The sequence below is a fragment of the Flavobacterium plantiphilum genome (genome assembly GCF_046000495.1).
GTDB lineage: Bacteria > Bacteroidota > Bacteroidia > Flavobacteriales > Flavobacteriaceae > Flavobacterium > Flavobacterium plantiphilum.
The window spans coordinates 1-14,460 of sequence record NZ_JBELQA010000004.1; the positions used below are offsets into that span (position 1 = coordinate 1).

At 36.0% G+C, this 14,460-nt stretch carries 11 protein-coding genes and 4 tRNA genes; all 15 read left to right on the forward strand.

The annotated features are described in order from the left end of the window. Positions 1–2 precede the first annotated feature (2 nt). The 15 genes from ABS764_RS07595 (at position 3) to ABS764_RS07665 (ending at position 14,418) form a co-directional block, all read left to right on the forward strand. Positions 3–76 (forward strand) — tRNA-Thr (locus ABS764_RS07595). Positions 77–233: 157 nt separating this feature from the next. Next, positions 234–314: transfer RNA gene (locus tag ABS764_RS07600), tRNA-Tyr, on the forward strand. An 87-nt stretch (positions 315–401) separates the two neighbouring features. Then, a tRNA-Thr gene (locus ABS764_RS07605) sits at positions 402–473 on the forward strand. A gap of 54 nt (positions 474–527) precedes the next feature. Continuing rightward, a complete protein-coding gene (gene tuf / locus ABS764_RS07610) occupies positions 528–1,715 on the forward strand; it encodes an elongation factor Tu (RefSeq protein ID WP_408081198.1) in 1,188 nt (395 codons plus the stop codon). Positions 1,716–1,769: 54 nt separating this feature from the next. Further along, positions 1,770–1,840: transfer RNA gene (locus tag ABS764_RS07615), tRNA-Trp, on the forward strand. An 18-nt stretch (positions 1,841–1,858) separates the two neighbouring features. Beyond that, entirely contained in the window at positions 1,859–2,056 is a 198-nt protein-coding gene (gene secE / locus ABS764_RS07620) for a preprotein translocase subunit SecE (RefSeq protein ID WP_408081199.1), read from the forward strand. Between the two features lie 8 nt (positions 2,057–2,064). After that, a complete protein-coding gene (gene nusG / locus ABS764_RS07625; protein ID WP_408081200.1) occupies positions 2,065–2,616 on the forward strand; it encodes a transcription termination/antitermination protein NusG in 552 nt (183 codons plus the stop codon). A 66-nt stretch (positions 2,617–2,682) separates the two neighbouring features. Further along, complete coding sequence (rplK, locus tag ABS764_RS07630) at positions 2,683–3,120, forward strand: 50S ribosomal protein L11 (RefSeq protein ID WP_071185147.1); 438 nt, start codon at positions 2,683–2,685, stop codon at positions 3,118–3,120. Between the two features lie 13 nt (positions 3,121–3,133). Beyond that, positions 3,134–3,823 carry a 50S ribosomal protein L1 gene (rplA, locus tag ABS764_RS07635; protein ID WP_408081201.1) on the forward strand — a complete coding sequence of 230 codons (690 nt, stop codon included), beginning with the start codon at positions 3,134–3,136 and terminating at the stop codon, positions 3,821–3,823. A 22-nt stretch (positions 3,824–3,845) separates the two neighbouring features. After that, positions 3,846–4,349 carry a 50S ribosomal protein L10 gene (gene rplJ, locus ABS764_RS07640; protein WP_408081202.1) on the forward strand — a complete coding sequence of 168 codons (504 nt, stop codon included), beginning with the start codon at positions 3,846–3,848 and terminating at the stop codon, positions 4,347–4,349. A gap of 87 nt (positions 4,350–4,436) precedes the next feature. After that, a complete protein-coding gene (gene rplL / locus ABS764_RS07645) occupies positions 4,437–4,808 on the forward strand; it encodes a 50S ribosomal protein L7/L12 (protein WP_408081203.1) in 372 nt (123 codons plus the stop codon). Positions 4,809–5,075: 267 nt separating this feature from the next. Beyond that, the gene (rpoB, locus tag ABS764_RS07650; RefSeq protein WP_408081204.1) at positions 5,076–8,888 is read left to right on the forward strand and encodes a DNA-directed RNA polymerase subunit beta; all 3,813 of its coding nucleotides are present in this window, start codon (positions 5,076–5,078) and stop codon (positions 8,886–8,888) included. A 307-nt stretch (positions 8,889–9,195) separates the two neighbouring features. Next, a complete protein-coding gene (gene rpoC, locus ABS764_RS07655; protein ID WP_408081205.1) occupies positions 9,196–13,503 on the forward strand; it encodes a DNA-directed RNA polymerase subunit beta' in 4,308 nt (1,435 codons plus the stop codon). 96 nt (positions 13,504–13,599) lie between these two features. Further along, positions 13,600–13,902, forward strand: coding sequence for a DUF3467 domain-containing protein (locus ABS764_RS07660; RefSeq protein WP_408081206.1), 303 nt, complete (start codon positions 13,600–13,602; stop codon positions 13,900–13,902). A gap of 210 nt (positions 13,903–14,112) precedes the next feature. Then, on the forward strand, positions 14,113–14,418 hold the full coding sequence (locus ABS764_RS07665; protein WP_408081207.1) for a hypothetical protein: 306 nt from the start codon (positions 14,113–14,115) through the stop codon (positions 14,416–14,418). Positions 14,419–14,460: the final 42 nt, after the last annotated feature.

Consider the following 14,460-nt stretch of genomic DNA (forward strand, 5'->3'; position numbering starts at 1 on the left):
ATGCCGATGTAGCTCAGCTGGCTAGAGCAGCTGATTTGTAATCAGCAGGTCGTGGGTTCGAGTCCCTCTATCGGCTCGGTAGATTTATGGTGTTTGAATCTTTAATTTTGAATTCAGAATCAGAGGTTTGAGGTGTAAGGTTGAAATATTGTAGATTTGATTTAATGTACTTGATGTGTGTTTGAGGTGCTTCAAAAACTAACTAAAGTGTATTTAAGTTGAATAAAAAAAAAGGGGAGATACTCAAGCGGCCAACGAGGGCAGACTGTAAATCTGCTGTGTGAACTTCGCAGGTTCGAATCCTGCTCTCCCCACAAAAAAAGAAGTTAAGATTTCGGATTGTAGGTTGTGGATTTTTAAATCTGAAATCTGAATTCAAGAATCTAAAATCAGAACTCTCTGCCGGTGTAGCTCAGGGGTAGAGTGCTTCCTTGGTAAGGAAGAGGTCTCGGGTTCAAATCCCGACATTGGCTCAAGTAAGTAGGAAATTGAAATTAATATATAACTAAGATTAAAAATTAAGTAAAATGGCAAAAGAAAGTTTTAATCGTTCGAAACCACACTTAAATATTGGTACTATCGGACACGTAGATCACGGAAAGACTACTTTGACTGCTGCAATCACTAAAGTATTATCTGATGCAGGATACTGTCAAGCTAAGTCTTTTGATCAAATTGATAACGCTCCGGAAGAGAAAGAAAGAGGTATTACTATTAATACATCTCACGTAGAGTATGAAACAGCTAACCGTCACTACGCTCACGTTGACTGTCCAGGTCACGCGGATTACGTTAAGAACATGGTTACTGGTGCTGCTCAAATGGACGGTGCTATCTTAGTAGTTGCTGCTACAGATGGTCCAATGCCACAAACTCGTGAGCACATCCTTTTAGGACGTCAGGTTGGTATTCCACGTATCGTTGTTTTCATGAACAAAGTGGATATGGTTGATGATGCTGAGTTGTTAGAGCTTGTAGAAATGGAAATTAGAGATTTATTATCTTTCTATGAGTATGATGGAGATAACTGTCCGGTTATTCAAGGTTCTGCTTTAGGAGGATTGAATAATGATGCTGCTTGGGTTCCTAAAATTCTTGAATTAATGGAAGCTGTTGATGCTTGGATCGAAGAGCCAGTACGTGACGTAGCTAAACCATTCTTGATGCCAGTTGAGGACGTATTTACAATTACAGGTCGTGGTACTGTTGCTACAGGTCGTATCGAAACTGGAGTTGCTAATACTGGAGATCCTGTTGAAATCATTGGTATGGGAGCTGAAAAATTAACTTCTACTATTACAGGAGTTGAGATGTTCCGTAAAATCCTTGACAGAGGTGAAGCTGGAGATAACGTAGGTTTATTGTTGAGAGGTATTGATAAAGCTGATATTAAAAGAGGTATGGTTATTATTAAGCCAGGTTCAGTAAAACCACACAAAAAATTCAAAGCTGAGGTTTATATCTTGAAAAAAGAAGAAGGTGGACGTCATACTCCATTTCATAATAACTACCGTCCACAGTTCTACGTACGTACAACTGATGTAACTGGAGTTATTACTTTACCAGAAGGAGTAGAGATGGTAATGCCTGGAGATAACTTAACTATTAATGTTGAGTTGTTAAGCCCAATCGCTATGAATGTAGGTTTACGTTTTGCTATCCGTGAAGGTGGTAGAACTGTAGGAGCGGGTCAGGTAACTGAAATCGTAGAGTAATTCTATAAATAAATTATTTAATCAGTGCCGTTAGTAATAACGGCACTGATATATACGGGCGTAGTTCAAGGGTAGAATAGCGGTCTCCAAAACCGTTGATGGGGGTTCGAATCCCTCCGCCCGTGCAAAAAAAATATATCATAATGGCAAAAATTGTTAATTACATATCAGAAGCATTTGAAGAATTGAAGTCAAATGTAACTTGGCCTACTTGGGCTGAGGTGCAGAGTCTAACAATTGTTGTGGCTGTTTTTTCAGTACTATTCGCTTTGGCTACATGGGGAGTGGATGAATTTTTTGCAAAAGCACTAGCTGGATTTTTTAACTGGATAAAAGCTTAAGTTTTATTATGGCAGATAATAATGTTAAGAAATGGTATGTTGTTCGTGCAGTAAGTGGACAGGAAAATAAAGTAAAGGCATATATTGAAACAGAAATCTCCAGATTAGGGATGGCTGATTATGTGTCTCAGGTTCTTGTTCCTACTGAGAAAGTAGTATCAGTAAAAGATGGTAAGAAATTAGTTAAGGAGAAAGTATATTTTCCTGGCTATGTTATGATAGAAGCAAATTTAGTTGGTGAAATTCCTCATATTATAAAATCAGTTACCAGTGTAATAGGTTTTTTGGGGGAAACAAAAGGGGGAGAGCCGGTGCCACTACGTCTTTCTGAAGTAAACAGAATGCTAGGTAAGGTTGATGAGTTAGCTGTTAATACAGATACAAAGGCAATACCATTTAATTTAGGTGAAACTATTAAGGTTATTGATGGACCTTTTAATGGTTTTAACGGTACGGTTGAAAAAATAAATGATGAAAAGCGTAAACTTGAAGTTATGGTTAAGATTTTCGGTAGAAAAACCCCATTAGAGCTAAGTTTTATGCAAGTAGAAAAAGTATAATTTTTGTTACACTATAATAATCACTTCAATTGCTTCCGTAAATTGTTGTGTTAAATTTTTTAAAAAATGGCTAAAGAAATTAGTAAGGTAGTTAAACTACAAGTTAAGGGAGGTGCTGCGAATCCGTCGCCACCGGTTGGACCTGCTTTAGGAGCTGCTGGGGTTAATATCATGGAGTTCTGTAAGCAGTTCAATGCTAGAACACAAGATAAACCTGGCAAAATATGCCCAGTACAAATTACTGTGTATAAAGACAAATCATTTGATTTTGTTGTTAAGACTCCTCCTGCAGCAGTTCAGTTATTGGAAGCTGCAAAGCTAAAATCTGGTTCAGGTGAGCCTAATCGTAAAAAAGTAGCTAGTGTTACTTGGGAACAAATTAGAACTATTGCTGAAGACAAAATGCCGGACTTAAATGCTTTTACAATTGAAAAAGCGATGAGTATGGTTGCTGGAACAGCTAGATCTATGGGTATAACTGTATCAGGAGACGCTCCTTTTTAATTAAGAGAAAGACATGGCAAAATTGACAAAAAAGCAAAAAGAGGCTGCTTCAAAAATTGAAAAGAACAAATTATACTCTTTAAAAGATGCTGCTGCATTAATTAAAGTTGTTGCTTCTGCAAAATTTGATGAGTCTGTTGATATCGCAGTTCGTTTGGGTGTAGATCCAAGAAAAGCGAATCAAATGGTGAGAGGTGTAGTAACATTGCCTCATGGAACTGGTAAAGATGTAAAAGTATTAGCATTAGTTACTCCGGACAAAGAAGCTGAAGCTAAAGAAGCTGGAGCTGATTACGTGGGGTTAGACGAGTACTTACAAAAAATTAAAGACGGTTGGACAGATGTTGATGTAATCATCACTATGCCTGCTGTTATGGGTAAATTAGGTCCATTAGGTCGTATTTTAGGACCTAGAGGTTTAATGCCTAACCCTAAGACAGGTACTGTAACTATGGATGTTGCAAAAGCTGTTACAGAGGTAAAAGCTGGTAAAATTGACTTTAAAGTTGATAAAACTGGTATTGTACATGCAGGAATTGGTAAAGTTTCTTTTGGAGCGGAGCAAATTTATGACAATGCACACGAAATTATTCAAACATTAATCAAACTTAAGCCAACTGCTGCTAAAGGTACCTATATTAAAGGTATTCACCTTACAAGCACAATGAGTCCTGCTATTGCATTAGACCCAAAAGCAGTATAATTGGTAGTTAAAAATTTTTAGTATGACTAGAGAAGAAAAATCAATCGCGATTGAAAATTTAACTGCACAGTTAGCTGGTACAAATATTATTTATGTATCTGATATTTCTGGACTTGATGCAGAAACAACTTCAAACTTAAGAAGAGCTTGTTTTAAAGCCGGAATTAAATTGGAGGTTGTAAAAAATACTTTGCTTGCTAAAGCTATGGAAGCTTCTGATAATGATTATGGTGATTTACCTTCAGTATTGACTGGTAACAGCGCTATTCTTATTTCAGATGTTGCTAATGCGCCTGGAAAAGTTATTAAAGACTTTAGAAAAAAAGCAGCAAAACCTATTTTAAAAGGAGCTTATGTAAATTCTGAGATTTATATTGGTGATGATCAATTAGAGGCATTAGCAACTATTAAATCTAAAGAAGAACTTATTGGAGAAATCATCGGATTACTTCAGTCACCAGCTCAAAGAATTATTTCTGCTCTTCAAAACAAATTTGCTGGAGAAGAAGCAGAAACAGAAGCATAATAAATCAGAGTATAAGCTCTGTTTTATTTTAAATTGCGCACAATAAATAAATTATAATTTCACAAATCATTTTAAAAGATAGAAAAAATGGCAGATTTGAAACAATTCGCAGAACAATTAGTTAACTTAACTGTAAAAGAAGTTAACGAATTAGCAACAATATTAAAAGATGAGTACGGAATCGAACCAGCTGCTGCAGCTGTAGTAGTTTCAGGAGGTGGTGCAGGAGATGCTGCTGAAGAAGCTCAAACTGAATTTACAGTTGTATTAAAAGAGGCTGGTGCTTCTAAATTAGCTGTTGTAAAATTAGTAAAAGAATTAACTGGATTAGGTCTTAAAGAAGCTAAAGACGTAGTTGACGGTGCTCCATCTAACGTAAAAGAAGGTGTTTCTAAAGAAGAGGCTGAAGGTCTTAAAAAATCATTAGAAGAAGCTGGAGCTGTAGTTGAGCTTAAATAAGTTTAAACAGTTTTAAGAACTAGGTTTAGGTATTAAGTTAATCACTTAATGCCTAAACCATTTTTCGTATAATAAAATAGATCAATTTTATTATAATATTAATAGTTTAAAATACGAAAAAGTTTTTGATCAGTACGAAGAAAAAAAATAGCTCCGAAATTTATCGGTTTGTTTTTAAAGATGTATTGATTCTAAAAAGAAAGTATCCATTAAACAATGTGTTTTTACACAAAAACTACTTTTTTTTAATCAAAATTTTGTCCATTGATGATAACAAATCAGACTGAAAGATTGAATTTTGCCTCTACAAAAAATATACCTCAGTATCCGGATTTTCTGGATGTTCAGGTGAAATCTTTTCAAGATTTTTTTCAATTAGAAACTAAATCTGATGAAAGAGGCAACGAAGGGTTATACAACACCTTCATGGAAAACTTTCCAATCACAGATACAAGAAATAACTTTGTGTTGGAATTCCTGGATTACTTTGTTGACCCGCCACGTTATACAATTCAAGAATGTATAGAAAGAGGTTTAACGCATAGTGTACCTTTAAAAGCAAGGTTGAAACTATATTGTACAGACCCGGAACACGAAGATTTTGAAACTATTGTTCAGGATGTATATCTTGGTACAATTCCTTACATGACTCCAAGTGGTACTTTTGTTATTAACGGTGCTGAACGTGTTGTTGTTTCTCAGCTTCACCGATCTCCAGGTGTTTTCTTCGGACAATCATTCCACGCAAATGGAACCAAATTATATTCTGCCAGAGTAATTCCTTTTAAAGGTTCCTGGATCGAATTTTCTACAGATATCAATAGCGTAATGTACGCTTATATCGATAGAAAGAAAAAATTACCTGTAACAACTTTATTCCGTGCTATTGGCTTTGAAAGAGATAAGGATATCCTTGAAATCTTTGACCTTGCTGAAGAAATTAAAGTTTCTAAAACAGGACTTAAAAAATATATCGGTAGAAAATTAGCTGCCCGTGTATTGAATACATGGCATGAAGATTTCGTAGATGAAGATACTGGAGAGGTAGTTTCTATCGAACGTAACGAAATTATCCTTGATAGAGATACTATTATCGACAAAGATAATGTGGAAGAAATCATTGATTCTAACGTTAAATCTATTTTGTTACATAAAGAAGATGCTAATCAGGCTGATTACGCTATCATTCATAATACGTTACAAAAAGACCCAACAAACTCTGAAAAAGAAGCTGTTGAGCATATCTACAGACAATTGCGTAATGCAGAACCGCCTGATGAAGAAACTGCTCGTGGTATTATAGATAAATTATTCTTCTCTGACCAACGTTACAACTTAGGTGAAGTAGGTCGTTACAGAATGAATAAAAAATTACAGTTGGATATCCCAATGGAAAAGCAAGTGCTTACCAAAGAAGATATCATAACTATTGTGAAGTATTTAATTGAGTTGATAAACGCTAAGGCGGATATTGATGATATTGACCACTTATCAAACCGTCGTGTGAGAACAGTTGGTGAACAATTGTCTCAACAATTCGGTGTTGGTTTAGCACGTATGGCCAGAACTATTCGTGAGAGAATGAACGTTAGAGATAACGAGGTGTTTACACCAATTGATTTGATTAATGCTAAAACGTTATCATCAGTTATCAACTCTTTCTTTGGAACGAACCAGTTGTCTCAATTTATGGATCAAACGAATCCATTAGCTGAGATCACACACAAAAGAAGATTATCTGCACTTGGACCAGGTGGACTTTCGAGAGAAAGAGCCGGATTTGAGGTTCGTGACGTTCACTATACACACTACGGACGTTTATGTCCTATTGAAACTCCTGAGGGACCAAACATTGGTTTGATTTCATCTCTTGGAGTTTATGCTAAAGTAAACGGAATGGGATTCATTGAAACACCTTACCGTAAAGTAACGAATGGTGTAGTTGATTTAGTTTCTGAAGCAACTTACTTAAGTGCTGAAGAAGAAGAAGGAATGTTGATTGCTCAGGCAAACATCGAAATGGAAGACTCAGGAAAAATTACAGCTGAAAACGTAATTGCACGTGAAGAAGGTGATTTCCCTGTTGTTGACCCATCGAAAGTAGATTATACAGACGTTGCTCCTAACCAAATTGCTTCGATTTCTGCATCTTTGATTCCTTTCTTGGAGCATGATGATGCGAACCGTGCGTTGATGGGATCTAACATGATGCGTCAGGCCGTACCATTAATTCGTCCTGAAGCTCCAATTGTTGGAACTGGTTTAGAGCGTCAGGTAGCTTCTGATTCCAGAGTATTGATTAATGCTGAAGGGCATGGTACTGTAGAATATGTTGATGCTAATATTATTACTATCAAATACGATCGTTCTGAGGAAGAAAGAATGGTAAGTTTTGATGCTGATGAGAAAACCTATAATTTAATTAAATTCAGAAAAACCAACCAAGGAACAAGTATTAACCTGAAACCTATCGTAAGAAAAGGGGACAGAGTGATTCCTGGTCAGGTATTATCAGAAGGATATGCTACTGAAAATGGTGAACTTGCTTTAGGTAGAAACCTGAAAGTAGCGTTCATGCCATGGAAAGGGTACAACTTCGAGGATGCGATTGTAATTTCTGAAAAAGTAGTTCGTGATGATATCTTTACCTCAATCCACGTTGATGATTATTCATTAGAAGTACGTGATACAAAATTAGGTAACGAAGAGTTAACGAATGATATTCCTAACGTTTCTGAAGAGGCTACTAAAGACTTGGATGAAAACGGTATGATTAGAATTGGTGCCGAGGTAAAACCTGGTGATATTCTTATTGGTAAAATCACGCCAAAAGGGGAATCTGATCCAACTCCGGAAGAGAAATTATTAAGAGCTATCTTCGGGGATAAAGCTGGTGATGTAAAAGATGCTTCATTAAAAGCTTCTCCATCTCTTCATGGTGTAGTTTTAGACAAAAAATTATTTGCAAGAGCTGTAAAAGATAAACGCAAACGTACTCAGGATAAAGATGCTTTAGGAGCATTGGAAATGGAGTTCGAAGTTAAATTTACAGAATTAAAAGATAGATTAATTGAGAAACTTTTCTTAATCGTAAACGGAAAAACATCACAGGGTGTAATGAACGATTTGGGTGAAGAAGTTTTACCAAAAGGTAAAAAATACACTCAAAAAATGCTTTACGCTGTTGAAGATTTTGCTCACTTAAGCAAAGGTCAATGGGTAGCTGATGATGCAACTAATAAAATGGTGAATGATTTAATTCATAACTATAAAATTAAGCTGAACGATTTACAAGGAGCATTAAGAAGAGAGAAATTCACCATTACTGTTGGAGATGAATTACCATCAGGAATTTTGAAATTAGCTAAAGTTTATATCGCTAAGAAACGTAAGTTGAAAGTAGGGGATAAAATGGCAGGACGTCACGGTAACAAAGGTATCGTTGCCCGTATTGTTCGTCATGAAGATATGCCTTTCTTAGAAGACGGAACACCAGTTGATATTGTATTGAATCCACTTGGGGTACCTTCACGTATGAACATTGGTCAGATTTATGAAACGGTTCTTGGATGGGCTGGACAAAAATTAGGCAGAAAATATGCTACTCCAATTTTTGACGGTGCTTCTCTTGACCAAATAAATGCACTGACTGACGAGGCTGGAATTCCAAGATTTGGTCATACCTATCTGTATGACGGAGGAACAGGAGAGCGTTTCCACCAACCTGCAACAGTAGGGGTTATCTACATGTTGAAATTAGGACACATGGTTGATGATAAGATGCACGCACGTTCTATTGGTCCATACTCGTTGATTACACAACAACCACTTGGAGGTAAAGCTCAATTTGGAGGTCAGCGTTTTGGAGAGATGGAGGTTTGGGCACTTGAGGCTTATGGAGCTTCAAGTACACTACGTGAAATCTTAACTGTGAAGTCTGATGACGTAATTGGTAGAGCTAAAACTTACGAAGCTATCGTAAAAGGAGAAACTATGCCAGAACCAGGATTGCCGGAATCATTCAATGTATTGATGCATGAATTGAAAGGTCTTGGATTAGACATTAGATTAGAAGAATAATAATAGTATTCAGTGAACAGTGTTTGGTTGCAGTTAATAGTCAATCAAACACTGAACACTTTTTTTAGTTTTCAGGATTTATACCCGTAAACCGTTCCGATTTTTTATTTAAACCAAAAGGTTTTTATAACTAGCACTTCAAATAGTCGTTTGAAGTTTAGAGAAGTAATTCGAGGTAGTGTTTAAGTCGAAAGTTTGAAAGCCGAAAGTCCAAAGTCTTTTATGACTTTAGAAACTTTATGACATTTGACTTTAGACTAAAACGAGAATCAATTTTTTAATTGCAAATAAATCAATAGTAAAAACTATGATGAATAACAGAAATAATAAAGAGAAAAACCAGGTAAAAAGGTTTGACAAAATTTCGATAGGATTAGCTTCTCCGGAATCTATCTTGAAAGAATCAAGAGGTGAGGTTTTGAAGCCGGAAACTATCAACTACAGAACGCACAAACCAGAGCGTGATGGTCTTTTCTGCGAAAGAATCTTCGGACCAGTAAAAGATTTTGAGTGTGCTTGTGGTAAATATAAAAGAATTCGTTACAAAGGTATTATCTGTGACCGTTGTGGTGTTGAAGTTACGGAGAAAAAAGTACGTCGTGACAGAGTAGGACACATCAACCTTGTTGTGCCTATCGCTCACATTTGGTATTTCCGTTCTCTTCCTAATAAAATTGGTTATATCCTTGGTCTTCCGTCTAAGAAATTAGATATGATTATTTACTACGAAAGATACGTAGTAATCCAGGCTGGTATTGCTAAAAACGCAGATGGAGAATCTTTACAAAGACTAGATTTCTTAACTGAAGAAGAATACTTAAATATTTTAGATACTCTTCCGCAAGAAAATCAATATTTAGATGACATGGATCCTAATAAATTTGTTGCCAAAATGGGAGCAGAGTGTATTATGGATTTATTAGCTCGTATTGACTTAGATGCTTTATCTTATGAATTAAGACACAGCGCTAACAACGAAACGTCTAAACAACGTAAAACGGAAGCTTTAAAAAGATTACAAGTTGTGGAATCTTTCCGTGAGTCTAACTTAAACCGCGAAAATCGTCCGGAATGGATGATTATGAAAGTGGTTCCTGTTATTCCACCGGAATTACGTCCGCTTGTGCCACTTGATGGAGGTCGTTTTGCAACTTCAGATTTAAATGACTTATACCGTCGTGTAATCATCCGTAACAACCGTTTGAAAAGATTAATGGAGATTAAAGCTCCAGAAGTTATCTTAAGAAACGAAAAACGTATGTTACAGGAATCTGTAGATTCATTATTTGATAACACACGTAAAGCTTCTGCTGTTAAAACAGAATCTAACAGACCATTAAAATCATTATCAGATTCCTTAAAAGGTAAGCAAGGACGTTTCCGTCAAAACTTACTTGGAAAACGTGTGGATTATTCTGCTCGTTCGGTAATTGTTGTTGGACCTGAATTGAAATTATTCGAATGTGGATTGCCAAAAGATATGGCAGCTGAATTATACAAACCTTTCGTTATACGTAAATTGATTGAAAGAGGAATTGTAAAAACAGTTAAATCTGCTAAGAAAATTATAGATAAAAAAGAACCTGTAGTTTGGGATATTCTTGAAAATGTAATTAAAGGACATCCAGTATTACTGAACCGTGCTCCTACTTTGCACCGATTGGGTATTCAGGCTTTCCAACCAAAATTAATTGAAGGAAAAGCAATTCAATTACATCCATTAGTATGTACGGCTTTCAACGCGGATTTTGACGGGGATCAGATGGCAGTTCACTTGCCATTAGGACCAGAAGCAATCCTTGAAGCTCAATTATTAATGTTAGCTTCTCACAACATCCTTAACCCTGCTAACGGTGCTCCTATTACAGTACCTTCTCAGGACATGGTTTTGGGTCTTTATTATATGACCAAAGAGCGTTTGTCTACTCCGGAAAAGAAAATTCTAGGAGAGGGACTTACTTTTTATTCTGCTGAGGAAGTAAATATTGCATTAAATGAAGGACGATTAGAATTGAATGCCCGTGTGAAAATCAGAGCAAAAGATTTTAATGATGAAGGAGAATTAGTATATAAAATTATCCAGACAACTGCAGGACGTGTATTGTTTAATGAAGTAGTTCCACCAGCAGCTGGATATATTAATGAAGTATTGACTAAGAAAAACCTTAGAGATATTATCGGTCACGTATTGAATTCAACAAGTGTACCTGAAACGGCTGCCTTCTTGGATAACATGAAAGATATGGGGTATAAATTCGCCTTCCGAGGAGGATTATCATTCTCATTAGGTGATATTAGAATTCCGGAACAAAAAACTCAACTGATTGCTGATGCAAGAGAGCAGGTAGAAGGAATTTCTGCTAACTATAACATGGGTCTTATTACCAATAACGAACGTTACAACCAGGTTATTGACGTATGGACTTCTGCTAATGCCCAATTGACAGAATTAGCAATGAAAAACATTAGAGAAGACCAACAAGGTTTTAACTCGGTGTATATGATGCTTGATTCCGGAGCTCGTGGATCTAAAGAGCAAATTCGTCAGTTAACTGGTATGCGTGGTTTGATGGCTAAGCCTAAAAAATCTACTGCCGGTGGTGGTGAGATTATCGAAAACCCGATTCTTTCTAACTTTAAGGAAGGTCTTTCTATCCTTGAGTACTTTATTTCTACTCACGGTGCTCGTAAAGGTCTTGCGGATACGGCTCTTAAAACAGCCGATGCTGGTTACCTGACACGTAGATTACATGACGTTTCTCAAGACGTTATTGTGAACATCGAAGATTGTGGTACTTTAAGAGGTGTTGAAGTTTCAGCATTGAAGAAAAATGAAGAAATTGTTGAATCATTAGGAGAAAGAATCTTAGGACGTGTTGCATTGCAAGACGTAATTAATCCTTTAACTAATGAAGTGTTAGTTACTTCAGGACAACAAATCACTGAGGCAATTGTTAAGGCTATCGATGCTTCTCCATTAGAGAGTATCGAAGTTCGTTCTCCATTAACTTGTGAGGCGTTAAAAGGTATTTGTGCTAAATGTTACGGACGTAACTTAGCAACCGGAAAAATGACTCAAAGGGGTGAAGCTGTAGGTGTAATTGCTGCACAGTCTATTGGAGAGCCAGGTACACAGTTGACACTTCGTACATTCCACGTTGGAGGGGTTGCAGGAGGTATCTCTGAAGAATCCAGTATTATTGCTAAATTTCCGGGGAAACTAGAGGTTGAAGACTTAAAAACTGTAAAAGGTGAAGACAATGAAGGAAACGAAGTGGATATCGTTGTATCACGTTCTACAGAATTGAAATTAGTGGATGAAAAAACAGGCATTGTTTTAAATACACATAATATTCCTTACGGATCCAGTATTTTTGTAAAAGATGGCCAGTCTATTGCAAAAGGAGATGTAATCTGTAAATGGGATCCATATAATGGAGTTATTGTTTCTGAGTTTACGGGTAAAATTGCTTACGAAGATTTAGAGCAAGGACAATCGTTCATGGTTGAAATTGATGAGCAAACCGGATTCCAGGAAAAAGTAATTTCTGAGGCGAGAAACAAAAAATTAATTCCTACTTTATTAGTTTACGGTAAAGATGGTGAATTGATTCGTTCTTACAACTTACCAGTTGGAGCTCACCTGATGGTTGAGAATGGAGAGAAAATTAAAGCAGGTAAAGTATTGGTTAAAATCCCTCGTCGTTCTTCTAAATCAGGAGATATCACTGGAGGTTTACCAAGAATTACGGAGCTTTTAGAGGCTCGTAATCCTTCAAATCCAGCGGTAGTTTCTGAAATTGACGGTGTTGTTTCTTTTGGTAAAATTAAACGTGGTAACCGCGAGATTATCATCGAATCCAAATTTGGTGAAATTAAGAAATACCTTGTAAAATTATCAAGTCAGATTCTTGTTCAGGAAAATGACTTTGTAAGAGCAGGTGTTCCTTTGTCTGACGGAGCTATTACTCCGGATGATATCTTGAGAATTCAGGGGCCGGCTGCTGTTCAACAGTATCTTGTTAATGAAATTCAGGAAGTTTACCGTTTACAAGGGGTAAAAATTAACGACAAGCACTTTGAGGTAGTTATTCGTCAAATGATGCGTAAAGTAAGAGTTCAGGATCCTGGTGATACTTTATTCTTAGAGGATCAATTGATTCATACTAAAGATTTCATCGTTGAAAATGATAAATTATATGGTATGAAAGTAGTTGAAGATGCAGGAGATTCTTCTAACTTAAAAGAAGGTCAGATTGTTACTCCGCGTCAATTAAGAGATGAGAATTCATTGTTGAAACGTTCTGATAAAAACCTTGTTGTTGCCCGTGATGTAGTTACTGCAACTGCAACTCCTATATTACAAGGTATTACGAGAGCATCGCTTCAAACAAAATCATTCATTTCTGCTGCTTCTTTCCAGGAAACAACAAAAGTATTAAACGAAGCTGCTGTTGCCGGAAAAGTAGATCTTTTAGAAGGATTGAAAGAAAATGTTATTGTAGGACACAGAATCCCTGCTGGTACAGGTATGAGAGAATACGATAACGCTATTGTAGGTTCTAAAGAAGATTACAACGATATGATGGCAAATAAAGAAGAATATATTTATTAATAAATTATATACTTTGAATTAAAAATAGAAAGATTACCTCGTGTAGTCTTTCTATTTTTTTTACTTTTAACTTTTTAGTTTTAAAAAAGATCTGATATGAAAGAACAACAAGAGCAAATCAATATTGAATTAGATGAAAAAACTGCCGAAGGAATTTATTCTAATCTGGCTATAATCAATCACTCGGCTTCAGAGTTTGTTTTAGACTTTGTGAGCATTATGCCGGGAGTTCCTAAAGCTAAAGTAAAGTCCAGAATTGTTCTGACTCCGCAGCATGCTAAGAGATTGTTAAAAGCTATAGGCGAAAATATTCATCGTTTTGAAGTGGCTCATGGCGAAATCAAAGATACAGAGCAGACTCCTATTCCGCTTAATTTTGGTCCTGCGGGACAAGCATAAACACAAAGGCTTTCAGGAAAATGAAAGCCTTTTTTGTTTTTTACAAGATGTAATTGCTGTTTTTTCAGTAACTAATCGAGTATTAGGGTAGTTTGTCGGAAATGTTTTTTACTGCTTTTGTATTGCAATAGATTTGTTTCATAATAAAATAATAACTGAAGAAACAAAGCCATGAATAACTCTAAAACAAATAATACAAATTCTCAACTGATGTTATCAATATTTGTATTTGTGCTGTTTTTTATGTTTTCTTTTTCCGGATTCAGTCAAAATCAATCGGTAGGATTTAATGAAAAAGAAGTATCAGCTAATGTGAAAGCTGAAAGCTCCAGAGCTACTTCTAACATGGAATTTGCTTTATGGTTTATGGGAACAAAACAAGATCCTAATTCTATAATGTCTTCAGAAGGTACAAGTGCTAAGAAATTAATTATCACTTCGGGAATAGCTCCTAATCGTTTGTTAATTAAAGCTTTTTTGAAAAAAGTAGTGAATTACGAAAATTCATTATCTTAAATAGAAAGATAAAAATCATAAAAAAAACGTCTCATTCAATAA